Origin of the sequence: Granulicella sp. S156, assembly GCF_009766105.1 — a bacterium.
Taxonomy (GTDB): Bacteria; Acidobacteriota; Terriglobia; order Terriglobales; family Acidobacteriaceae; genus Granulicella.
The window spans coordinates 626,818-650,128 of sequence record NZ_LMUH01000026.1; the positions used below are offsets into that span (position 1 = coordinate 626,818).

Here is a 23,311-nt window from a genome sequence, read left to right on the forward strand (position 1 = left end):
CTCGGAGCAAGCCTACAATGGAAGTTATGCTGCGTTCGTCGTTCTCGGTCGGCAGGTTCATGGGCGTCGACCTGCGAATCCACATCTCTTTCCCGGTGCTGCTGGCGCTGGCGATTGGCTACTCCATCGCCGCGACTGGAAGTCCTGTACGCGGCTTTGCTCTATGGCTGGCGCTGGTGTTCGCGGTCGCAGTGCGCGAGACGGCGCGGGTGCTGGTGGCCGCCTATACCGGTCTGCATCTGCGCGCGCTATTCCTTCTGCCGGTCGGCGGCGTAATGGCGATGGCCCCACGCGAAGACGGCGGTGTTGGCTCGCCGCGCGCGGTCGTACTCGCCGCGCCGCTGGCCAACTTCGGCGTTGGCCTCCTGCTGCTGGGAATTAGCTACGCCATCGACCCACATGTGCCGTTGCTGGCGCAACCGTGGATCTCGATCGGCCACATTCTGCGCAGCTTTGTGTGGACACAGTTCGTGATGGGCGCAGTCAACCTGCTGCCGACCGCCGCTCTTCCCTCACCCCAGATGCTGCGTTCGCGTTCGGCACAGACGAATGCCCAAATTAGTGACCAGACGAGTGCCCAGACCGGCGCGAAAACAGCCCAGACACCGCGACTAAGAAGACCTTCTTTCGGGCTTGGCACCATGCTTGCCTTTGCGATGCTGGTAGCCGGAATCGCGCTGATGAACGTATGGATCGTCCTGTTCGGCTGCTTTGCCCTACTGGGAGCGCAGATCCAGTCAAGACAGACTCTCGACAGCAATGACGAGACGATTCTGGTCCGTGAGGTGATGCTGACGGAGTTTACCCTGCTGTCGAGTTCGGACACGCTGCAGGGAGCGCTCGACCGCACAACGCATAGCCTGCAGGATGTGTTCCCTGTCGTGCGCGGAGACCGTCTGGTCGGATCAGTTTCGCGGCAGACGATTGCAGACCACTTGCAGGCAACGGGCGATAGCTATCTGCAGGGCGTGATGACCCGCAGCCTGCAACTGGCAGCGCCCGCGGAGAAACTTGTGATTGCGCTGCGCCGGGCGGGTTCCCAGGGAGCGAGTGAGTTTATTCCGGTGGTCGAAGACGGAGCGATGCTTGGCATTCTTACGCCGCAAAGTCTCGCACGCGCTGTGCAGCAGATCAAGCTGACACGTCCGGCTCGCGAGGCGCAGGAGCGGTCGTGAGCGAAACAGCAGGCCAGCAAGTTAGCGAGTCGGCGAGTCAGCAGGTCAGTACGTCGGCAGACAAACCGCTGGCGCCGGGACTCTATCTCGTGGCCACGCCCATCGGCAATCTCGAAGACATCACCCTGCGGGCGTTGCGAGTGCTGCGTTCCGTAGATCGCATCGCCTGTGAAGACACACGGCAGACGGCGAAGCTGCTGGGCCACTTCGGCATTCGCACGCCGACGGTGAGCTATCACCTGCATAACGAGAATGCGCGGGCCAGCGAGCTGATCGAGACACTGCGAGCGGGTGGGCGCATTGCCGTGGTCAGCGACGCAGGCATGCCCGGCATCGCCGATCCTGGTGCGACGATCGCTGCCGAGGCCATTGCGGCAGGCATCGACGTCTTCCCAATTCCTGGCGCGAACGCGGCGTTGAGCGCCTTGATTGCGAGCGGGCTGCCCTCGGAGCACTTCAGCTTTCATGGCTTTCTGCCTGCCAAAGAAGGTCAGCGGCGGTCGGCGCTGGAGACCTTGCGCGCTGCCATGACAGAGGCAACGACTACGCACATCGTCTACGAGACACCGCATCGCGTCATCGATGCACTCGCCGATGTCGTCGTGGTCTTCGGGCCAGAGCAGCGCATCGTGCTGGCGCGTGAGTTGACCAAGCTGCATGAGGAGTTTCTACGAGGCACGGCGTCAGAGGTGCTTGCGGAACTCCGCTCCCGGCCAAGCGTGCGCGGCGAGATGGTGCTGCTGTTCGCAGGAGGACCGACGGGAGAGACTGCAGACAATCAAACTCCAGCCGGACAGCCGACCCTGGCCAAAGAAGTTGCAGCACTGATGATCGGCGAGAAGTTATCGGAGATGGACGCGCTAAAGCGTGTGGCTAAAACACGCGGTATTGGGAAGAGCGAAGCCTATCGCGAATGGCAACGATCGCAGACACGCCGTCGCTAAACGTGTTTTGCCCTTGAAAGACGCATCGCGAGGACCGTCGCAATGACGCTAGCCGATACACAAAGAACGATCTCATGCTCGGCGATGAAGTTTCGCGTCCGCAAATCTTCACCCCACGGAGCTACATTCATCCGCTGGCCGTTTTCAAAGGCAGCATGAGAATCCGCCCAACCTGCGATACCCGACATCAAGAGAAAGGCCACTCCCGCACAGAGAACTCCTCGAATTGCGAGCTTGCGACCAAAACGAGATCGGAATATCAATGCCGTCAAAGCAGCGCCAATCAAAGAGCCCATCAAGAACTTGATTGCTATCAATGACATTGCGAAGCCGGTTGTCATAAACATCGCTATGACCTCTTGCAAGTTAGAAGGCTACTCGCGCCCCTTGACCCGGTCATACATATAACGGTCACTGGTTGTCCCGAGAGCCTCGTTGTACAAGGTCTGTGCGCCGGCAGCCTCTTTCAGCTCTTCGCTGAACTTGTGGAGGTCGCGCAGGTGGTCAGCGGTGGCGGGAATCTCCAGGTGGCTGGTCTTGAGGAACTTCTGGTAGCCACGGTCCAGCAGCCGTGAGATCTCGCCGCCGAGTACGAAGCCCGGCTTGGCGACTATGCGCAGCGGAGCTTCTTTATCCGGGCTCTGGGCGATCTCCGCCGCACAGCCGTACTTGCTCACGCGGTATGCGCCCGAACCGTGGTTTGCACCCGCGCCGGCTGGTGCAACATCAAACCTCTCGTTGCCGAGGGAGGACAGTACTTCGTCGAAGCTGGGTATTTTTTTTGCCTTTGCCATCGGACCTTCAAAATTGCAGAGTTGCAAAGCTAGTTTTACCGCAGTATCCAGGGGTTGCAGACCTGCGGAGTTCCATTAGACTCAAACTAACTGTCGCACATCGGCACAGGCCGCTTCAATCCACAACGGCTTTTGCCACGTTTTTCGATATCTCTTTGCCACATTTTCTACACAAAGGACGCAAGATGAAAGCCCTCAGCGCGAAGCTCCTGCACCTCATCGATACCGCCGAGCCGGTGCTCGCCCGGATCGACGAGTCCCTGAGCAAGGAGCGGCTGCTCGCCGGGGGCTGGTCGCGCAAGCAGCTCGTCGGCCACCTCATCGATTCCGCCTCCAACAATCATCAGCGCTTCGTTCGCGCCAGCCTGCAGGAGTCCCTCACCCTTCCCGGCTATGACCAGGACGGCAACGTTCGCGTGCAAGCCTTTCAGCACGTCGCGTGGCCGCAGCTTCTGGCGCTCTGGAGCTCCTACAACCGCTTTCTCGCCCACGTCATCGCGCACCTGCCGGAGTCAAAGCTCCAGACCGCCTGTCATATCGGCGACGATGCACCCGTTACTCTCGAATTTCTGGCAACCGACTACGTTGCACACCTGAAACACCATCTTCAACAAATGGGCATCGCTGCAAAATAGCCCCCTTGAAAGCCATGACCTCTACTTCTGCTCCACCTAAATTATTCGGAACCACATTGCTTGACCGCATCGGCAACACGCCGCTGGTGCGGCTGGATCGGCTGACTCAGCACCTCCCCGGCGTACAGATTCTCGGCAAGGCCGAGTGGGCCAACCCCGGCGGCAGCGTAAAAGACCGCGCGGCCTCAACCATCGTGGGCGATGCCCAGCGCAAAGGGCTGCTGACGCCCGGCAAGGCGCTCCTCGACGCCACCAGCGGCAACACCGGTATCGCCTACGCGATGCTGGGCGCGGCGCAGGGCTTCCCTGTCGTGCTGTGCATGCCCTCGAACGTCTCCCCCGAGCGCAAACACATCCTGCAGGCCTATGGGGCTGAAATCGTCTGGACGGACCCGGCCGACGGCTCCGACGGAGCGATCCGCATGGCCCGCAAGCTGGCCGCCGAACAGCCTGACCGCTACTTCTACGCCGACCAGTACGGCAATGACAACAACTGGCGCGCGCACTACTACGGCACGGCCAATGAGATCTGGCAGCAGACCGAAGGCGCGATTACGCACTTCGTCGCAGGCCTGGGCACCAGCGGCACGTTTATGGGTACGACGCGGCGGCTGCGCGAGCTGAACCCTGCGATCAAGTGCATCTCCATGCAGCCAGACTCGCCCTTCAACGGCCTTGAAGGCCTGAAACACATGGCAACGGCGATCGTTCCCCCGATCTACGACGAGCACCTCGCCGACGCCAATATCGATATGCCCACCGAACGCGCCTACCTGATGGCCAAACGGCTTGGCCGCACCCAGGGCCTGCTGGTGGGGGTTTCGGCGGCAGCGGCGGTTGCCGCTTCGCTGGACATCGCCGAGGCTGAGGCCAAAGCCGGCCGTGAGGCGGTGATTGTGACCATCCTCTGCGATTCAGCAGACAAGTACCTGTCAGAACGCTTCTGGACAGAGAAGACGGAAGGCGAAGAAGCATGAGTTTGAAACTCTCACAGCAGCTTTATGACGAACTCCGCGCCCACGGTGAGGAAACCTATCCGCACGAGTGCTGCGGCATCATGCTGGGCAAGACCTCAGAGGATGGCCTGCATGTGGCATCGCTGGTCCGCGCGGGCAATACCCGCACCGACTCCGCGCACAACCGCTACCACATCGCCCCGCAGGAGCTTATCAAAGCCCAGCGCGAGGGACGTAAGACCGGCCATGACATCGTGGGCTTCTACCACTCGCACCCCGACCATCCGGCCCAGTGGTCGCCGACCGACTTCGCCGAGGCCCACTGGTTCGGCTGCAGCTACGTGATTACGGCAGTCGAAAAGGGTAAAGCGCAGATTACGAACTCCTTCCTGCTCACCGGCACCGGTGAGGACGACAAGGCCTTCACCAATCAACACATCACTGTCGAATAGGCGATAATCAAACTAATGGAAATTCACATCCCCACACCGCTGCGCACCTACACCGACAAGAAGGAAACCGTGTCGGTGGACGGCGCGACCGTCGCCGAGGGGCTTGCCGCGCTGGTAGCGGCGCACCCGGCCATGCAGCAGCACCTCTATACCGCCGAGGGTAAGCTGCGCTCCTTCGTCAACGTCTACCTGAACGACGATGACGTCCGCTATCTTCCCGGCAAGGAAGAGACCGCCGTCTCGGCAACCGACGAACTGACGATTATCCCTTCCATCGCTGGCGGCACCCCTTCCGCCGGCTGTTGTTGTCGCTAACCGCGAGAACACGCCGCTCCTCCGCACAACCGAATCGCAACCGCCACTGAGAGCATCTGCTCTCTGTAGGCCTTTTTTCTTTGACTTCCGAGGGAAACCTGCCTCTGGGCAGCTCCCGCCAGATAAACTTGAAGGACAACCATGAACGCCATTCTCGAACAACCCGAAACCGCCACCGAACTCCCGAAGCTCTCTAACGAAGAGATTGCCCGCTACTCGCGCCACCTGATCCTGCCCGAAGTGGGCATGGAGGGCCAGCAGAAGCTAAAGGCCGCGAAGGTCCTCTGCGTCGGCACCGGAGGGCTCGGCGCGCCGATGGCGCTGTATCTGGCCGCGGCGGGTGTAGGCACGATCGGGCTCGTCGACTTCGATGTCGTCGATGAATCGAACCTGCAGCGCCAGATCATCCACTCTCAGGCCACCGTCGGCATGCTCAAGGTCGACTCCGCCGAGGTGATGCTCAACGGCCTGAACAAGAACACGAAGATCGTGAAGCACAATACGATGCTCACCAGCGCCAACGCGCTCGAGATCTTCAAGGACTACGACGTCATCGCCGACGGCACCGACAACTTCCAGACGCGCTACCTGGTCAACGACGCCTGCGTGCTCACCGGGAAGCCTAACGCGTATGGCAGCATCTTCCGCTTCGAAGGCCAGGCTTCGGTCTTCGCCACCGAGGAAGGCCCTTGCTACCGCTGCCTGTACCCCGAGCCGCCGCCGCCAGGCCTGGTGCCCTCCTGCGCGGAGGGTGGCGTGCTCGGCATTCTGCCGGGCCTCGTCGGCGTCATCCAGGCTACGGAGGTCATCAAGCTCATTCTCGGCATTGGCGAGCCTCTGATCGGTCGCCTGCTCCTAGTGGATGCGCTCGGCATGAGCTTCCGTACCCTGAAGCTGCGCAAGAACCCTGAGTGCCCTGCCTGCGGCACGCATGAGATCAAAGAACTGATCGACTACGACCAGTTCTGCGGCATTCCCAAGGCCACAGAAGTAGGCCCGCTGGAGGTCGCTTCGCACGGAGCGGTGGCGGAACTGCCGGTCGTCGACGGTATTCCGCAACTCTCTGTGGAGCAGTACAAACTCGCGCTCGATGCCGGAGAGAAGCCGTTCCTGCTCGACGTACGCGAGCCGCATGAGTACGCCATCGTCGATATCGGAGCTCCGTTGATCCCGGTCGGCCAGCTCGCTTCGCGCATCGGCGAACTGACGATTCCGAAGAACACCGAGATCGTCGTTCACTGCAAGTCCGGTGCCCGTTCGCAACGGGCTGCGCTCATCCTGAAAGAGAACGGCTTTACGAATGTCTCCAACCTCGCGGGTGGCATCCTCGCGTGGGCGGACAGGATCGACAAGTCGCTGCCGAAGTACTAAGTAGCTCTAAATCAAAAGCGCCGCCTGCATCTGCAGGCGGCGCTTTTTTGTTTAACCAGTACCCATTCGTGTTGGAGAGTGCCGTAAATCATCCCTTCGAGAGCAGGCCACTCAGACAGATGTTCAAAAACGGCTGAGTATTTGACGAATAGGTCGCAAATTTTTCAAATTTATGACCTATTGATTGACAAGCTGCCTCCGAGCTTGTTTACATCTACTCGAACTCCCCTATCCGCATTTTTTGTCTTTGGAGGCATTTCCCATGCTCAATCTCAGGCCCAAGGTCCTGGCTTCTCTCTTCGTCGGCGGTATTTTGCTGGTTCCAGGCGTCTCCAGCAAAGCCCAGGTAGTCGTCACCCCCTCCACCCCGCAAATAGGATCAGGCAATCCGGTAAGTCCCGAGCCCACTGTTCCGAGGCCGAGCCACACTCAGCCCTGCACCGTGCAGCTCTTCCAGAATCTCGAGTTCGCCAACTACGACGTCAAATCGTTCAGCTACGCGCCCCCTGCGGACTGCCCAGGACCGTGGGAAAAGGTCGTCTTCACGGCGGATTTCACCGTAACCGCCGGCAACCAGTACGACCGCACCGCGCAGTTTTCTCTGGGTAGCACAAGCCTCTTCTTTGGGACCACCGCCGAGCCGACCCAGACGCTTAGCCCCTCCTGGCATGTTGAAAGCGATGTGACCGACCTGAGCGCCCTGCTTAAATCCGCGCAAACCGGCAGCGCCAATCTGGGCAACTTCGTTGGGGTCTCCGGCGGAGTCACGTACAACGGCATCATCTACGCCAATGCCCAACTGGTGTTCTACCCGGCCAAGTGGGGAGAAACGCCGCCCAAGACCCCCAACGTGGTGATCGGGCTGGGTAATGCGTTCCTGAACACCACCACCGACCAGCTCAGCCAGACGTTGACGCTGCCCACCAATATCGAATCGGCGTACCTCGATGTGCTGTCGCAGAGCCAGTCCGACGATGAGTTCTGGTATCTCTGCGTGCCGAATGCCTACGCCTCGGAGCTCGATAGCTGCGGAAACAGCGGGTTCCGCGAAACCGAGATCAGCGTCGACGGCAAGCCTGCCGGCGTGGCGCCGGTCTATCCCTGGATCTTTACAGGAGGAATCGATCCGAGCCTATGGGGGCCGCTACCAGGCTTGCAGACGCTCAACTTCAAGCCCTATCGCGTCGATCTGACTCCTTTTGCAGGCGTGCTTTCAGATGGGGCACAGCACACGGTAGCCCTGAGCGTCTTCAACGCGAATGCCGGCTTCTCGGTCAGCTCCAATCTGCTGCTCTATACCGATCCGTTGAAGGCGAAGGTGACCGGCGGCATCCTGAGCGACAACCTCGCTGCTGAACCCGTGCCGACCGTCACGCAGAACCTGACGACCGGCACCAACGGCAACGTGACTGGGACCGTTACGGTAGCCTCGACTCGGCAGTTCAGCATCTCCGGCTACGTAGAGACCTCTCATGGACGCATCGTAACCACCGTGGAACAGACCGTGGACTTCGAGAACTCGCAGAAGTTCAATGTCGGCGGCCTCACCGATGTACAGGACCTGACGCAGTCTGCAACGGTGAACTCCAAGACCACGACCAACGATGGGCTGTTGGTCTTTCAAGATTTGAAGACCGTCTCTTACCCCTTCACCTTTAGCTACAACCAGGTCGAGAATGCTGATGGAAGCGTCACGATCCCCAACATCTCCGACCAGAAGCTTCTCATCACAGAAAAGAAGACCTTCGAGGGTCTGGAGTATTTCTCCGAGAACTCATCGGAAGAGGTGGCCAGTCAGGATACGTTGAACTACGACAGCTCCCTCAACTTCACCGGGCATTCTGCACTCAGCTCCAAGGCAAGCTACTCCGCCAAGGACTCCCTGGGCTATTGCTATAGCCGGACACTGACTTCGGCCAATAACCTCTTGACCGACGTAAAGGATGGTCAGGGGTGCAATCCGGGTTTGACCATTACGTTGTTCTAACTCAGTTGTCAGTTCTCAGTTGTCAGTTCTCGGTGTTTTCAACTGAGAACTGATAACCGAGAACTGACAACCTTTTTGTTCGGCCGAAGAACTAGTCGGTATCCGGATCGTCCACGACAAGAATCTGCAGGCACAGCGGCGGTTCCAGCATGAAGTCCATCTTGGCCATCTCCGCAACCGCCTTATCGAGCGTCCCACTATTGCAGGGCTCCGTGGTCACCACAAACGGCAGCCTGTCGCCGCCGAATCCGCGATGCTGCAGGATGGAGTCGATGTTGACTTCGAACTTCGCAAGCGCGCCTGCAATCGCCGCGACGATGCCCGGCCTATCCGCCACGACGAAGCGCAGATAGTACGGCGCGACGACATTCCCAGAAACCTCGACCTTCTTTGCGGGCAGACGCACGGCGTGGCTATCCTCGGCCACGGCGCGCACATCGCTCATCACCGCAACGGCCGTCGGATGGCCTCCAGCGCCGTGGCCGCTGAAGACTACGTCGCCGCCGAATCTCCCGCTGGTCACCACCATGTTCTGCGTGCCGTGCGACCATGCGATCGGCGAGTTCTTCGGCACGAGCATCGGGCCCACACGCGCGCTCACCTTGTCTCCATCCAGTTGCGCACGCGAAACCTGGCGTACGGTGCAGCCCAGCTCCTTCGCATAGGCGAAGTCGATGGCCGAAACCTGCGAGATGGTCTGAGCGGGAACGTCGTCGGGATTGATCTCGGTGTGCAGAGCAATGCGCGAGAGGATGCAGAGCTTGGCACGAGCATCGAAGCCATCGACATCGGCCGACGGATTGGCCTCGGCGTAGCCCAACTCCTGCGCCGTCTTCAGCACCTCGGCATAGTCCGCGCCATTCTCCATGGAACTCAGGATGAAGTTGCAGGTGCCGTTGACAATGCCGCTGATGCGCTTAATCTGATCGCCGCTCAGTCCCTGCGACATGCCCGGAATCACCGGCACGCCGCCGGCGACAGCCGCGCCGTAGAGTAGTTGCACCTTCTTGCTCGCGGCAAGTTCGAAGAGCGAAGCTCCACGATACGCGATGAGCTGCTTGTTGGCCGTTACAACATGCTTGCCGGCATTCAGGGCCGAACGCAACCAGCCTTCTATAGGATCGAGTCCGCCCATCAGTTCGACGATCACATCCACATCCTCGGCTTCGAGGACCTCTTCGACGCGCTCCGTCCACGCGGCATCGGCAGGCACAAACTTCGCACGCTCATGCGACCGCTTGCGCTCCACGCCACGATTGAAGATGCGGGTGATACGTACATCCTGCGCTCCCGATGCGGCGAGCACCTCGGCAAACGAGCTGCCGACCGTTCCAAAACCAAGTAAACCTACGCGCAAAACATTCTCCACTTTTACTGGCATTAGTAGTCCACCTTAAATGCGCTCTTCTCCCATGCGGCAAAGCTCTCCCAGGCCTGCTCGGGCAGCATGCGCACGATGGGAATGGTGCGTTCGTTGAGGGGCTTCTTCACCTCTTCATAGAGGAAGGAGTCGTCGAAGCCGACCTTTGCAGCATCCGCGGCGCAGTTGCCGAAGTAGATCGCCCGGCAGCGTGACCAGTAGAGAGCGGCCAGGCACATGGGGCAGGGTTCGCAGCTGGTGTAGACATCGCAGCCGTCGAGCTGAAAATGGCCCAGTGAGGTGCAGGCGTTGCGGATCGCGGTCACCTCGGCGTGCGCCGTCGGATCGTTCGCTGCGGTCACCTGATTGGTTCCAGTAGCGATTACCTTGCCGTCCTTGACGACAACCGCGCCAAACGGTCCTCCACGGCCGCTCGTCACGTTGTCGGTCGCAAGCTGAATAGCCTGCAGCATAAATTCAGGGTTTCCCTGCATCGATTCCAATCCTCGTCCAGCCCCGCGCGTATCGCGAACAAGGGCATTGAGTAGTATCTCAATAATTGCAAGTGCGGCAACTGCGGTGCTGTTCCAGAACTAATAGTGTAATGTGGCTCTTCTCAACTCCACCCATACATTGTCATCTCGACCGGAGGCGGCGCATTTTTTGCCGCCGCAGTGGAGAGACCTGCAGGTTGCAGAGCGCGACGCAAATGTTTGTGGCGCGCTTTGCGTCAAGACCTGCAGGTTGCAGAGCGCGACGCAAATGTTTGTGGCGCGCTTTGCGTCAAGACCTGCAGGTTGCCTGCACCAGCACTATCGCCTGCGCAGACAAACTGCAGGTCTCTCCACTGCGCATGACGATAAAACCATCATGCTACGGTCGAGATGACAGATTTATGGTGATCCAGTTTCGATCACACCATTCGTGAAAGTGCTCTAATCAGCATCATGGTACACGCTCTCCGTTCACGACGCGTCATCACGCCCCACGGCATAAGTGATGCCGCCGTCCTCATCGATGGTGATTGCATTGCTGCCGTCAAGCCTGCCTCTGAACTCTCGGCGGAGATTCCGGTAGAGGACCTGGGCGATGTTGCGCTGCTGCCTGGCATGGTCGATGCACACACTCACATCAACGAGCCCGGTCGGACGGAGTGGGAGGGCTTTGCCACCGCCACCCGCGCGGCTGCGGCTGGTGGTTTTACGACGCTCGTCGATATGCCTCTGAACTGCCTGCCCGAAACGACGGATGTCAACGCGCTGGAGTTGAAGCGTGAAGCGGCGCGTGGACAGTGCATGGTGGACTATGCCCTGTGGGGTGGCGCCGTCCACGGCAACCAGCACGAGCTCGAACCACTGGCGCTGGCGGGGGTTCCCGGGTTCAAGAGCTTCCTCATCTATCCCGGCTGCGACGGCTTTACCGCCATCGACCGCGCCAACCTGGAGCTCGCCCTGCCTCACATCGTCCGCACAGGGCTGCCGCTGCTGGTCCACGCCGAGCTTGAGCCCTCCATCAACGCTGCCGTCGCACAGCTCAACGCCAGTGGGGCTGACTGGCACAGATACTCCACGTATCTCGCCTCACGGCCCGACCAGGCCGAGCTTGAAGCGATCGAGATGCTCCTCGAGCTCTGCCGCACCTACAGATTCCGCCTGCATATCGTGCATCTCTCCACCGCGAAGGCTCTGCCGATACTGGCCGCCGCACGGCGCGAGGGTCTGCCGGTAACCGTGGAGACGTGCCCGCACTATCTGCACTGCGCCGCCGAAGAGATCGCCGACAGCGCCACGCTATTCAAGTGCGCTCCTCCGATCCGCAGCGCAGCCAATCGTGAGGCGCTCTGGCAGGCTCTGCGGGATGGCCTGATCGATCTGATCGCCACCGACCACTCGCCGTGTCCGCCTGCGATGAAGCGGCTCGAAGCGACTCAGCTCGGCGAAGAGACCGGACGGTTCGATGAAGCCTGGGGCGGCATCGCGTCGCTTTCGACGGCCCTGCCCCTGCTGTGGACCGATTGCGAGCGTCGTGGACTTTCGCTCGAACAACTGGCGGAGTGGACCTCGGCTGCACCTGCCCGGCTGACGGGCCTTAGCACGGAGGTCGGCTCCATCGAACCGGGCAAGCATGCCAACCTCGTGGCCTTCGATACGGCCGCGAGCTTTACGGTCGCGCCAGAGTTGCTGCACTATCGCCACAAGATCTCGCCTTACAGCGGAGAGACCTTGCGCGGCGTGGTGCGCTCCACGTGGCTGCGCGGCGAGCGCGTGTTCGACAATCGAAGCGGCAAAGCCGCATTCCCCATTGCCCCGCGTGGGCGAGAGTATGCGTTATCCTGTTCGCTCAACACAGGGGAATAGAATTTTGGCCATGCTCATGAGACGCGCGTTCTGTATCGCCGGGATGATGGCAGGCTGGACATCGGCAGTGCCTTGCGCGATGGCGCAGACACAAAACCCGGCCACGGCACCAACAGCATTCGAGGTCGTGGCGATTCATCATCCACCGCCAAACCGGCAATCTTCGATGCTTACGATGCTCGGTGGGAAAGAGTTGCACGAGGAGGGCATCTGGCTTGCGGCGTTGATCCAGATCGCCTTTGGACTCGAGAACTACCAGCTCACTACGCCGGAATGGACGAACTCCGATTCCTTTGACATTACGGCGAAGACCGGGAGCGATCTATCCCTGTCGAAGGAACAGATGCAGCCCCTCCTCCAGAAGATCCTGATCGACCGCTTCAAACTGGCCTATCACCGCGAGACGAAGCTGTTCAAGGGCTATGAGCTGGTGACGGCGAAGGGTGGGCCAAAGCTTAAAGCTACTGGAGAGAACACAAGGGGCCCCTACATCATGCAGAACGAACTACACGCTCCAGGTGCCAATATGACGACTCTTGCAGCCATGTTGGCGATGTTGACCCACAAGCCGGTCACCGATAAGACCGGCATTGCAGGAAGTTATACGATCGACCTCAAGTTCGATCCGCAGCAGGGTGGAGGAACGGAGGATTCTGCATTGCCGTCCTTGTTTACGGCACTCCAGGAACAAACCGGGCTTCAGTTGAAACCTGCTGAGGTTCCAGTGGAGATGCTCGTCGTCGACCATATCGAAAAAGAGCCGACGGAGAACTAGGCAACGAACTATGGCACCCATCAGGAGCCAATCTCATCCGGACCGGCCACGTTATCGTTATTCCCATGAGTCAACAGCAGCCCGTAAACACGATCCTCGAAGACTGGAACCGCCTGGAGCAGGAGACGGCGACGAAGATCATCCTGCCCTGCAACGGCTCGCTCGCGTGGGCCATCGGGGTGGTGAATCTGTATCCATTTGAGACACCGGAGGAGTTCTTTGCCGCCTCGGACAAAGTATGGCTGGCGCTGCCGGAAGAGGACTGGCAGCAGGCATTCGACTCGCACCCGCGCATCGGCGAACACAAGGCCAAGGCCGCAACAGCACAGAGTTTGAAGTGGTCCGCAGGCGAACAAAGCGCGGCCAATCCAGACGAGGCAACGCAGGCCGCGCTTGCTGCAGCCAACAAAGAGTACGAGCAGAAGTTCGGGCGCATCTTCATCGTCTGCGCTTCAGGCAGGAGTGCAGCGGAGATGCTGGCGATCCTGCAGGCGCGGCTGGCAAACGACCCTGCAACGGAACTGAAGGAAGCCGCCGAACAACAGCGGCAGATCACGCAGATACGTCTGCGCAAGTGGTTGGGCGTTGCGTAGTAAACTTGCTTCTTCAATCTGGTATCTACTTGCTTATGGGACTTTCGACACACATTCTCGACACCGCGATCGGCCGCCCGGCGGCGAACGTCTCGCTTGCGCTCTCGAAGTTCGATGACGGCACGTGGCGCGAGATCGGCCGCGACCAGACCGATGCCGATGGCCGCTGCAAGACGCTGCTCGGCGACACGCCGCTTGAAGCTGCCACCTACAGGATCAACTTCGCGACTGCGGAGTACTACTCAGCACAGAACCTCACCGGCCTGTACCCCTGGGTCGAGATCGTCTTCAGCATCGCCGACCCAGCGCAGCACTATCACATCCCTCTCCTGCTGACAGCCAACGGTTACACCACCTATCGGGGAAGTTAAAGTCGGGAAGTTAAAGGCAAGGAAGTTAAAGAAGGAAGCTCAACTATGCCTGCAGGATCTGCCGAGAAGAGACAAGTGAAGCTAGTGGGAAACAGGTACGGCAAATCGCGCGTCCGCCTGATGCGTGTCACCAGGCACGAGAACCACCACGATCTCGACGAGTGGACCGTGCAGGTGCTTCTTACCGGCGACTTCGACACCGCCCATACGCTCGGCGACAACTCGAAGATCCTGCCAACCGACACGATGAAGAACACGGTCTACCACGTCGCGCGCGAGTCAAAAGCGACCAGCATGGAGGACTACGCGAAGGAGCTCATCGATTTCCTGCTGGCGCGCAATCCGCAGGTCGAGAGCGCCGAGGTCGTCGTCGAGTCCACGCTGTGGAAGCGGCTCACCATCGACGGTCAGCCCTACCCGACAGCCTTCATGCGCGGCTCCGACGAACGCCAGATCACCACGGTTTCGCGCGCACAAGGCGGCACCTTTGCGATTACCAGCGGCCTGGACCGGCTGACGGTGCTCAAGACCGCGCAGTCCGCGTTCATGGGCTACATCAAGGATTCCCTGACGACGTTGCCGGAGGCAAGCGACCGGCTGTTTGGCACCGCTATCAAGGCCGAGTGGCCGTACACGGCCGCTGCGATTGAAGCTGGTATCGACTTCAACAAGGTTCGCAGCCATCTGCGCGAGACGCTGATCACCACGTTCGCCAAGCACGATTCTCTCTCGGTGCAGCAGACGCTCTACGCCATGGCGGAGGCCGCGCTGCATCACACCGACATCATCGAAGAGGTCTACATGCTGATGCCGAACAAGCACAATCTGCTGGTCGACCTCGGCCGCTTCGGACAGCAGAATCCGAATCACATCTTTGTACCAACCGACGAACCGCACGGTACTATCGAAGCCACCGTGCGACGGGCGTGAGAGACAATGAGCCAGGCTGCTCCAAACCGTGCTGCTAAGGTAATCGAACGCTGCCGCGAGCTCGCGGGCATCAGCGACGTTCCCGGCGAGACGACGCGTCTGTTTCTTTCGTCCGCAACCCGCGACGCGCACACCCTGTTGATCTGGTGGCTGCGTCAGGCCGGGCTCGAAGCACGCACCGACGATGCCGGTAACCTGCGCGCGGTTCGCCACTCCGCCAAGGCTGACGCGCCGACGCTGGTGCTCTTCTCGCACATCGACACCGTCCCCAACGCCGGAGCCTTTGATGGCCCCCTCGGCGTGCTGATCGGGCTCGCAGCCCTGGAAGAACTCGGCGCAACGCCGCTGCCCTTTCACATCGAACTGATCTCTTTTGCGGAAGAGGAGGGCGTGCGCTTTAGTTTTCCATTCCTCAGCTCGCTGGCAGTTACTGGCCAACTCAGCGCGGAGCTGCTCGCGCGCACAGACGCTGCGGGTGTCTCTGTCGCGCAGGCCATCCGCGACTTCGGTCTTGATCCTGACCGCATTCCGCAGAGCTGCCCTCTCGCGCCCAACGTCTTTGCCGCGCTGGAAGTTCACATCGAGCAGGGCCCCGTGCTCGAGAGCGATAACGCCTCGCTGGCGGTCGTCGAAACGATTGTTGGGCAGTCGCGGCTGAATCTGACCTTCACCGGCCAGGCGAACCATGCGGGCACGACGCCCATGCCGTTGCGTCACGATGCTCTGACAGCAGCAGCGCAGTGGATCGTGGAAGTCGAGCGCTACGCCTCCGACCACACCCAGCTCGTCGCCACTGTTGGCCGCATCGAAGCGCTACCAGGCGCGATGAACGTCGTCCCCGGCACGGTGAACGTCACGCTCGATGTGCGCCATCCGAAGGATGAGTCACGTCACGCTGCGGTCGCGCATCTGCTGACCAAGGCCGAGGCTGCCGGAGCTCTGCGTGGTGTGCGGGTGAAGGCGAACCTGCTTTCAGAACAGAAGGCCGTACCGATGGATCGCGCCCTAACCGTGCATCTGCACCAGGCCGCCGAACGCACCGGGCACGACGCGAAGCCGATGTTCTCCGGCGCCGGGCACGACGCGATGATCCTCGCCCCACAGGTACCGACGACGATGCTCTTTGTGCGCTCGCCCGGTGGCCTCAGCCATCATCCGGAGGAGAGTGTTCGCGAAGAGGATGTAAAGGCCGCGCTGGCTACGGTGGTCAATCTATTGCTGCACCTGAAGCCGCATGGGAAACGCTAGTGTAGTGACCGGATGAAGAGTTGTTCTTGCTTTTGTTGTTGTCATTCCCGCAGGGAACCTGCTGTTGGTCCGTATAGCCACAGCCTTCTTGCCAGCGCAGGAGGAAGCAGATTCCCTGCGGGAATGACAACCAGAAAAACAAAGGCACCTAATTACGCGGTCAGGTTGCCGGTGTGAACACGGCGAGGGTGCCGGTGGCTAGATCTACCGTGACGGTGTCGTCCGGCGTCTTGGTGGTGCCTCCATCGGGCGCTGGGTGGTACTCGATGTGCAACTGCGTAGCGTTGACGACAACGCGACAGTAGCCATACTCGGTGAAGTCATAGCTGTTGAGCACAACGGAGTCGTTGCGTTCGGGTTGAGCAAAGACTGGCATAGAGATAGGTGTTCGTAGAGTGGTATTGATGCTCAACGATTGCAGGCCATGCCCGCCATTGCCGATGACGAGGAAGGGAATCTGCCGGCTACCGAGAGTACGAGTGTAGCGTTGGTAATTGTGGGCGTGGCCGCTGAGGATAGCGTGAGGCCAGACGCCTGTCGAGTCGCAGATCGCGTCGATCTCCTTAAGCATGACTGGAGAACCGGATTTGGTGCCAAAGGCATAGGGCGGATGGTGCACAGCAATGAGGACCGCCCCGGTGAACTTCTCCGTCTTGATCCGGGTAAGCGCGGCGGTGAGGTAGTCAAGCTGAGCGTCTGATAGTTGCGGGAAGCTGGGAGAGCCTCCCTTGGTTGGGTTGGGGGTGGAGGATATGACCCCGGGATTCTCCAGCATGTTGCTGTAAAGGCCAAGAATGCGCACCAGTGGCGCCTCCAGGGTAAAGTACACCCCGGGCTGGATCATGGTGGTGCGAGAGAGACCAACGGCGTCGATGGAGTGCGTGAAGGCGGGAGTGCAGAAGTTGGCACGAAATGACTTCAGCGAGTCCGTGGGGACGCCGGTACCGGCGGGTGGGGGCAACACGATGCCGTCATGGTTACCGGGGATCGCGAAGATGGGGCCAGGATAGTCGCGGAAGGCATCGTAAAACTGCTCATAGTAGTACTTGTCTTCCCCAAAGCTATAGACAAGGTCGCCGAGATGGTAAAAGAACTGCGGCACAGCGGCAGGAGCCTCACCGGTGAAGTCGGTCAGCATCTTGTCGACGACGGCGTTCTCCGATTTGGGGCTGGTAGTGGCGCCGGTATCACCAGCCGTATGGAAGACGATCTGCCCGGCGTTCTGGATCTTCGTGACGGAGGCGTTCCCGCCTGGGCCGAGCGCGGCAGCGAGCGTGAGTATGGGCTCAGTGACTCCCTGGACGACTGGGAAAGGCAGGGGAACGAACTGATTGGAGCTGATCAGCTTGTCCATCTCGTTATAAGCGGCCGTATCGGAAGAGTGCGGAACCGTGTACTTTGTGGGATCTGGTGTGGCGTGAAGCTCGGCGAAGACGGGTACTTTGACAGGGGTACCAGTACCGGGTTGCAACGCGGTGGGCACGGTGGGGACAGTGTTCCGGGGGGCCGGCTTCACGGCAGCTTTCTTCGCAGGTGTCTTCCGGATAGCAGATACGTGCTTTGCTTTTGCCGAGGTCTTCTTCTTTGTAGCAGAGTTTTTTGCGGAGGACTTCTTGATCGTTGCCATGGAACTCCTCGGGTTTGCAAGATCGGAGTTTCCGAAGAGTAGCTCCGTTGAAGGCCCTATGTATACGGTACATTGATGAATTTTTCGACGAATTAGCGACTCGCCACAATAGAATTAACCCCCATGCACAACCTTGGACAAACCCGCAGCGCGAATCGCCGCGATCACCTGCTTCTCACGCCAGACACCTTCATCCGCACGCCACTGCCGGGGCTGACCGGAGGCCTCGCCATCGTGCACGTCGCACCGCAGGCCGGAGCGGCGTTTACGCAGATGACCGTGGAATTCGAGCCGAAGGGCACGCTGACCCATGGGCCGACGCAGCGGCTGATCTATGTGCTCGAAGGCGAGCTCGCGCTTGAAGAGCCGGGCAAGCCGGTGCCGCATGAACTTACGCCGGGCAGCTATGCGTACTTCCCGACAGACTATCCGCACACCCTGACGGCCATTACCAAGGCGCGCGTCGCGGTGATCGACAAGCCCTTTCTGCCGCTCGATCCCGCACAGCAGGACGAGCTCGAGATGCCTTACCCGTGGTTCCTGATCGGCCGCGAGCAGGAGATTCCGGGAACCCCGCTCAATGGGGATGCAGACCTCCAGGTGCGTGCGCTGCTGCCTGACTCCATCGCCTTCGACTTCGCCTGCAACACGATGACCTATGCTCCCGGCGCAGCTCTCAGCCAGGTCGAGATTCACTACATGGAGCACGGCCTGCTGATGCTTCAAGGAGGTGGAATCTATCGGCTTGGCGATAGCTGGTATCCGACGACTGAGGGTGACTTCATCTGGATGGGGCCGTACTGCCCGCAGTGGTTTGGTGCCATCGGCAAGAAGCCGGCAAAGTATCTTATCTACAAGGATTTCAATCGGCACACGTTGAGCTAGCGAGGAAGATCGCAATGCGCAGAATTACCGTCGTGTTAACACTGCTGACCGTGCCACTCTTCGCACAGGGACGCAAAACCTTCAACTTCGTTGCGCCCAATACTCAAGGACGCATTATTGTTCCTCCTGGTCTAAATTGGGCTGCGAGTTCGGTCGCGCTCTACGACAAGGGCACGCGACCCGTAATCGCGTACAAAGACCCCAAGACGAACGTGATGCTCTCGATCATTCTCTTCGCCAACGACACCGGCGAACCTACCGCTGAATCTTGCCGTGACGCCGTAATCGGCCCCATTCTCCGGGACTTGAATTCCACCTCCACCGTCAAAGACGTGAAGCGAGACAGCCGTGTCACCTCCGGCGGAACGACTATCTCTACCGCTTCCTATCTGGTCACAAAGAGGGTGGACATGCCCATCGATCAGGAAAACGTCTTCGGGTTTTATGGCGACAGCCATACCTGTGCCGAGCTTCATCTCTCCAAGGCAAACTTCAAGCCAGAGGACTTTAAATTGCTCGAGGATGCACTCAGCCGCTTCGCCTTTGACGCAGCTTACGTTCCGGATTCGCTTGATTTCGGAACCATGGCTACCCTCTTCTATGGCGGCGTAAAAGACTATCGCTCCGCTGCGGTCTACTATCAACGCGCGCTCGATACTGTTCCGAATCCTGAGCCCAAGCCCAACTATCGCCGCATGATTACGGACCAACTGTCGATGTCTTACGGTATGTACGGCGACATCAGACGCTCGCGCGCTGTCAACGAAGCCGCTATCCTGCGCGACCCTGACTATCCGCTCTACTACTACAACCTGGCCTGCGCCGATGCCGAGGAGAATGACACAGCAGCGGCGCGCGCTCATCTCCAACAGGCCTTTGATCGCAGCGCCAATACACTGCCCGGCGAACATCTACCCGACCCTGCCACCGACAATTCCTTTCAAAAATGGAAGAACGACAAAAAGTTCTGGACCTTCGTCCAAACTCTGAGCGCCAAGACAAAATAATGACCCTGACTATCAATACCGAACGCCTCCTCCGTGAACTCGATGAACTCGCTCGCATCACCGACTGCCCGCCGACGCAGGACAAGTCGCTGCCCGAACCATCGCGGGCGGTGACGCGCATTGTATTTACTCCGCGCGATCTCGAAGCACGAGCGTGGGTCAAAAAGCTTGCCACAGCCGCAGGCTTTACCATCCGCGAAGACGCAGTGGGCAACATGTTTCTGCGCTGGGAAGGAACCGACCCAGGCCTCGGCGCGGTTGGAACCGGATCGCACACCGATGCGATTCCCTATGCAGGCATGTATGACGGGACGGTTGGTGTTCTAGGCGCCCTCGAAGCCATGCGCTCGCTGAAGGAGTCGGGGTTTGTCCCCAAAAGAGCGCTGGAGACACTGGTGCTCACCAGCGAAGAGCCCACGCGCTTCGGCATCGGCTGCATCGGGTCGCGGCTGTTGGGCGGAGTCATCGATCCGGAGGCCGCCGACAAGATGCACGATCGCCTGCCCGAGACCGATGCCACTGCACCCACCGGGCTTACTCTTGCAGACGTACGTCAGGCTGCGGGCTTTCACGGTACGCTCGCCAGCGTGAAGCTGCCTATCGGGCACTATCACGCGTGGGTGGAGGTGCATATCGAACAGGGGCCTCTGCTCGAACGCGAGGGAGTCCAGTTGGGGATTGTCACCAACATCGCCGCGCCGGCAAGCTATCGCTATACGGTCGAGGGCTTCGGCGGCCATGCGGGCGCGCTGCTGATGCCTGATCGCCGCGATGCTCTGTGCGCAGCTGCAGAGATGATCCTCTCGGTCGAGCGGCATGCGCGTGCGGCCAATGAAAGATCTGGTAGCGTCGATACAGTCGCTACCGTGGGCATGATCGGCGTGCATCCGGGCGCGGTCAACTCGGTGCCTTCGCGCGTGACGCTGATGCTCGACATTCGCGATACCGACGTTGCGCGACGCAACAGCGTGATGTACGCCTTCCATGCGGACATTGCAGAACTGGAGCAGCGCCGCGGGGTGAAGGTGCAGGAAGAGATCATCAATGCCGACGCGCCCGCTAAAAGTAGCGAGCACATCATCGAGACGGTGGAGACGATCTGCCGCGAGGAAGGTGTGAGCTATAAAAAGATGGTGAGCAGGGCGTATCACGACTCGAGTTTTGTGGCCGCAGTTGCGCCGGTCACCATGCTCTTCATTCCCTCCCGCAACGGTGTCTCGCACCGGCCGGATGAGTACTCGACGCCGGAGTCGATTGTGCTGGGGACGCGTGTGCTGGCGCTGGCGCTGGCGAAGCTCGCCAACGAGTAGCACCTGCGAATGGCTCTTCTCAATACGGGCGACACAACCGGGTGCCCCATCTTCGCGACGGCTTCATCGTCGCTAAGATGGGGCACCCGGATTCTCACCTGGATTGTCCCTCCGGCTTGTGTCCTGACTGCATGTACGATTAAAGGCGTGAACCCCTCACGCACAACCCTCCTGCTTGCCGCCCTGTCTTTCGCTTCCGTGGGCATCGCCCAGAGCCCTGCGCCCTATGACCCGCTGAAGACCTTCGCTCCACTCACGCTGCCCGACCCGGTGAACTCGTATCGTTCCTCGAACGGCGCACCGGGACCTCTGTACTGGCAGAACCGCGCGGACTACGAGTTGCATGCGACGATCGACACCGCGTCGAAGACCCTGAACGGCACCGAGGTCATCACCTACACGAACCACTCGCCGGACGTGCTGACTTCGCTGTGGCTCAACCTGGAGCAGAACATCTATCGCCAGGACTCGCGCGGAGCGGCTTTCGCTGAAGAGGCACGGCCTGCGCACGACTCCACCACCGGCTACTCGCTGGAGTCTGTCGAAGTGCAGACGGAGCCACGCAGAGCTGTGATCAAGACACACGCCGTCGTCTCCGATACACGCCTGCAGATTCAACTGCCCGAAGACCAGGCGCTGTCGCCCGGCGGGAAACTCCTCGTAGTCATCCACTACCACTACACGATTCCGGCCGCCTTCGGCGACCGTACATCGTGGGGTCCCGTGAAGCAGGGAGAGATCTACGACATCGCCCAGTGGTATCCGCGCATGTGTGTCTACGACGACCTGCACGGCTGGGATACGCAGCCCTATGTCTCGAACGAGTTCTACCTGGAGTATGGCCACTTCGACTACTTCGTCACCGTGCCCGCGAACATGATCGTCGCGGGCTCCGGCGAACTGGTGAATGCGAACGAGGTTCTTTCCAAGCAGGAGCTGTCACGGCTCGCCGAAGCTCGCAAGAGCGACAAGACTGTGATCATTCGCTCGGCCGAAGATGTCACTGCGGCTGTTGCCACTAAGCCGAGCGGCACCAAGACGTGGCACTTCGCGATGGACAACACGCGCGATGTCTCGTTCTCCGCCTCCGCTGCGTTTCTATGGGACGCCGCGCGGATGAACATCCCTGCAAGCGTCGAACAGCCCGCGCATGAGGCACTGGCGCAGAGTGTCTATCCGATCGAGAGCGCGGGCGTTGCGGATTGGGCGCGCTCTACCCAGTACCTGAAGGACTCCGTGGAGCACTTCTCCGCACGCTGGTATCCGTACCCTTATCCGAACGCGATCAACGTCGCGGGCGCGTCCGATGGCATGGAGTATCCCGGCATCCTCTTCGACGGCACCGACGAGAAGGGCAAAGACCTCTTTGCGGAGACCGCGCATGAGATCGGCCACACCTGGTTTCCGATGATCCTGGGCTTCAACGAGCGGCGTAACGCCTGGATGGACGAAGGCTTCAATACCTACATCGACATCTTTGAATCGGACGAGTTCAACCATGGTGAGTTCAGCCCGAAACGCGATCCCGAGTATGCTCCCGGCGGCGGCAACCCAGCCGATGAGATCGCCAAAGTCATCGCCGACCCCGAAGCTCCTGTCATCCTGACGCGCGCCGATGCCATCCACGAGAAGTATCGCCATCCGGTTACGTACTTCAAATCGGCCTTCGGGCTCAATCTGCTGCGCGAAGATATTCTCGGGCCGGAGCGATTCGACTTCGCCTTCCGCAAGTTCATTCGCGACTGGGCGTTCAAGCATCCATCGCCTTCAGACTTCTTTCGTGCGATGGAGTCGGAGGGCGGCGAAGATCTCAGCTACTTCTGGCGGGGATGGTACTTCAACAACTGGCAGCTCGATCTAGCTATAACCGACGCGCAATACGTCGATGGCGATCCCGCCAAGGGTTTGCACGTAACGGTTGCCAATCGCGGCCAGCTCGTTCTGCCTGCGACATTGCGTGTCGAGCTTCAGGGTGGAGAGCATGTCGATGTGAACGTGCCTGCCGAAACGTGGATGTTGAATGTCACGCACACCTTCACGGTCAATACGACGGCGCGCGTTAAGGCTGTAACCCTCGATCCCGAACACCATATTCCTGACAGCGACCGCAGCAACAACACGCGCACCCTGCAGTAAAAGCCTTGACGCAACGGGCACGACGGTACGCAAAGGTACGCTACGGCTTTCGTGGCGTTCCTTTGCGAACCGTCGCGCCCGTT

General features: G+C 60.1%; 23 protein-coding genes. 18 read left to right on the plus strand and 5 right to left on the minus strand.

The features are described from left to right. Positions 1 to 17: 17 nt before the first annotated feature. Entirely contained in the window at positions 18 to 1,175 is a 1,158-nt protein-coding gene (locus tag GSQ91_RS24025; protein WP_158824267.1) for a CBS domain-containing protein, read from the plus strand. Next, complete coding sequence (gene rsmI / locus GSQ91_RS24030; protein ID WP_158824268.1) at positions 1,172 to 2,119, plus strand: 16S rRNA (cytidine(1402)-2'-O)-methyltransferase; 948 nt, start codon at positions 1,172 to 1,174, stop codon at positions 2,117 to 2,119. Before GSQ91_RS24025 ends, rsmI begins: the two co-directional genes overlap by 4 nt. Here the strand turns inward: rsmI and GSQ91_RS24035 are convergent. Beyond that, positions 2,116 to 2,466, minus strand: a complete 351-nt coding sequence (locus GSQ91_RS24035; protein ID WP_158824269.1) for a hypothetical protein — start codon at positions 2,464 to 2,466, stop codon at positions 2,116 to 2,118. The two genes, rsmI and GSQ91_RS24035, sit on opposite strands and share 4 nt — an antisense overlap. 27 nt (positions 2,467 to 2,493) lie before the next feature. Continuing rightward, positions 2,494 to 2,913 carry a hypothetical protein gene (locus tag GSQ91_RS24040; protein WP_158824270.1) on the minus strand — a complete coding sequence of 140 codons (420 nt, stop codon included), beginning with the start codon at positions 2,911 to 2,913 and terminating at the stop codon, positions 2,494 to 2,496. Between the two features lie 185 nt (positions 2,914 to 3,098). Between GSQ91_RS24040 and GSQ91_RS24045 the strand changes: the two genes are divergently transcribed. The 6 genes from GSQ91_RS24045 (at position 3,099) to GSQ91_RS24070 (ending at position 8,629) form a co-directional block, all read left to right on the plus strand. Then, entirely contained in the window at positions 3,099 to 3,548 is a 450-nt protein-coding gene (locus GSQ91_RS24045; protein WP_158824271.1) for a DinB family protein, read from the plus strand. 14 nt (positions 3,549 to 3,562) lie between these two features. Next, a complete protein-coding gene (locus GSQ91_RS24050) occupies positions 3,563 to 4,525 on the plus strand; it encodes a PLP-dependent cysteine synthase family protein (RefSeq protein ID WP_158824272.1) in 963 nt (320 codons plus the stop codon). After that, on the plus strand, positions 4,522 to 4,956 hold the full coding sequence (locus GSQ91_RS24055; protein ID WP_158824273.1) for a Mov34/MPN/PAD-1 family protein: 435 nt from the start codon (positions 4,522 to 4,524) through the stop codon (positions 4,954 to 4,956). The genes GSQ91_RS24050 and GSQ91_RS24055 overlap by 4 nt, the downstream gene beginning before the upstream one ends. A gap of 15 nt (positions 4,957 to 4,971) precedes the next feature. Next, positions 4,972 to 5,271, plus strand: coding sequence for a MoaD/ThiS family protein (locus GSQ91_RS24060; protein WP_158824274.1), 300 nt, complete (start codon positions 4,972 to 4,974; stop codon positions 5,269 to 5,271). Positions 5,272 to 5,412: 141 nt separating this feature from the next. Next, positions 5,413 to 6,642, plus strand: coding sequence for a molybdopterin-synthase adenylyltransferase MoeB (gene moeB / locus GSQ91_RS24065; protein WP_158824275.1), 1,230 nt, complete (start codon positions 5,413 to 5,415; stop codon positions 6,640 to 6,642). A 262-nt stretch (positions 6,643 to 6,904) separates the two neighbouring features. Beyond that, positions 6,905 to 8,629 carry a peptide-N4-asparagine amidase gene (locus GSQ91_RS24070; RefSeq protein ID WP_158824276.1) on the plus strand — a complete coding sequence of 575 codons (1,725 nt, stop codon included), beginning with the start codon at positions 6,905 to 6,907 and terminating at the stop codon, positions 8,627 to 8,629. A gap of 91 nt (positions 8,630 to 8,720) precedes the next feature. On the opposite strand, the gene GSQ91_RS24075 is transcribed toward GSQ91_RS24070, so the two are convergent. Next, the gene (locus GSQ91_RS24075; protein ID WP_158824277.1) at positions 8,721 to 10,010 is read right to left on the minus strand and encodes a homoserine dehydrogenase; all 1,290 of its coding nucleotides are present in this window, start codon (positions 10,008 to 10,010) and stop codon (positions 8,721 to 8,723) included. Beyond that, on the minus strand, positions 10,010 to 10,483 hold the full coding sequence (locus GSQ91_RS24080) for a nucleoside deaminase (RefSeq protein ID WP_158824278.1): 474 nt from the start codon (positions 10,481 to 10,483) through the stop codon (positions 10,010 to 10,012). The genes GSQ91_RS24075 and GSQ91_RS24080 overlap by 1 nt, the downstream gene beginning before the upstream one ends. 453 nt (positions 10,484 to 10,936) lie before the next feature. Between GSQ91_RS24080 and allB the strand changes: the two genes are divergently transcribed. The 6 genes from allB to GSQ91_RS24110 all read left to right on the plus strand — a co-directional run bounded on the left by allB (position 10,937) and on the right by GSQ91_RS24110 (position 16,263). Further along, positions 10,937 to 12,346 (plus strand): allantoinase AllB, encoded by a 1,410-nt coding sequence (allB, locus tag GSQ91_RS24085; RefSeq protein ID WP_158824279.1) that lies wholly within the window; start codon positions 10,937 to 10,939, stop codon positions 12,344 to 12,346. Between the two features lie 10 nt (positions 12,347 to 12,356). Further along, entirely contained in the window at positions 12,357 to 13,121 is a 765-nt protein-coding gene (locus tag GSQ91_RS24090) for a TIGR03435 family protein (protein ID WP_158824280.1), read from the plus strand. A gap of 65 nt (positions 13,122 to 13,186) precedes the next feature. Continuing rightward, positions 13,187 to 13,714: a 2-oxo-4-hydroxy-4-carboxy-5-ureidoimidazoline decarboxylase gene (gene uraD, locus GSQ91_RS24095; RefSeq protein ID WP_158824281.1), complete on the plus strand. Its 528-nt coding sequence runs from the start codon at positions 13,187 to 13,189 to the stop codon at positions 13,712 to 13,714. Positions 13,715 to 13,749: 35 nt separating this feature from the next. Further along, the gene (gene uraH, locus GSQ91_RS24100) at positions 13,750 to 14,085 is read left to right on the plus strand and encodes a hydroxyisourate hydrolase (protein WP_158824282.1); all 336 of its coding nucleotides are present in this window, start codon (positions 13,750 to 13,752) and stop codon (positions 14,083 to 14,085) included. Between the two features lie 45 nt (positions 14,086 to 14,130). Further along, positions 14,131 to 15,015: a factor-independent urate hydroxylase gene (gene pucL, locus GSQ91_RS24105; RefSeq protein WP_158824283.1), complete on the plus strand. Its 885-nt coding sequence runs from the start codon at positions 14,131 to 14,133 to the stop codon at positions 15,013 to 15,015. A 6-nt stretch (positions 15,016 to 15,021) separates the two neighbouring features. Continuing rightward, positions 15,022 to 16,263 carry an allantoate amidohydrolase gene (locus tag GSQ91_RS24110; protein WP_158824284.1) on the plus strand — a complete coding sequence of 414 codons (1,242 nt, stop codon included), beginning with the start codon at positions 15,022 to 15,024 and terminating at the stop codon, positions 16,261 to 16,263. 160 nt (positions 16,264 to 16,423) lie between these two features. Here GSQ91_RS24110 and GSQ91_RS24115 read toward each other — a convergent pair whose 3' ends face one another. After that, the gene (locus GSQ91_RS24115; RefSeq protein ID WP_158824285.1) at positions 16,424 to 17,890 is read right to left on the minus strand and encodes a metallophosphoesterase; all 1,467 of its coding nucleotides are present in this window, start codon (positions 17,888 to 17,890) and stop codon (positions 16,424 to 16,426) included. Between the two features lie 123 nt (positions 17,891 to 18,013). On the opposite strand from GSQ91_RS24115, the gene allE reads away from it, so the two are divergent. The 4 genes from allE to GSQ91_RS24135 are packed head-to-tail and all read left to right on the plus strand — an operon-like array spanning position 18,014 to position 23,228. Then, positions 18,014 to 18,775, plus strand: a complete 762-nt coding sequence (allE, locus tag GSQ91_RS24120) for a (S)-ureidoglycine aminohydrolase (protein ID WP_158824286.1) — start codon at positions 18,014 to 18,016, stop codon at positions 18,773 to 18,775. Positions 18,776 to 18,789: 14 nt separating this feature from the next. Beyond that, positions 18,790 to 19,782 carry a tetratricopeptide repeat protein gene (locus tag GSQ91_RS24125; protein WP_158824287.1) on the plus strand — a complete coding sequence of 331 codons (993 nt, stop codon included), beginning with the start codon at positions 18,790 to 18,792 and terminating at the stop codon, positions 19,780 to 19,782. Then, positions 19,782 to 21,092 (plus strand): M20 family metallo-hydrolase, encoded by a 1,311-nt coding sequence (locus GSQ91_RS24130; protein ID WP_158824288.1) that lies wholly within the window; start codon positions 19,782 to 19,784, stop codon positions 21,090 to 21,092. The genes GSQ91_RS24125 and GSQ91_RS24130 overlap by 1 nt, the downstream gene beginning before the upstream one ends. Positions 21,093 to 21,101: 9 nt before the next feature. Then, the gene (locus GSQ91_RS24135) at positions 21,102 to 23,228 is read left to right on the plus strand and encodes a M1 family metallopeptidase (protein ID WP_158824289.1); all 2,127 of its coding nucleotides are present in this window, start codon (positions 21,102 to 21,104) and stop codon (positions 23,226 to 23,228) included. The last annotated feature ends 83 nt before the right edge of the window (positions 23,229 to 23,311 follow it).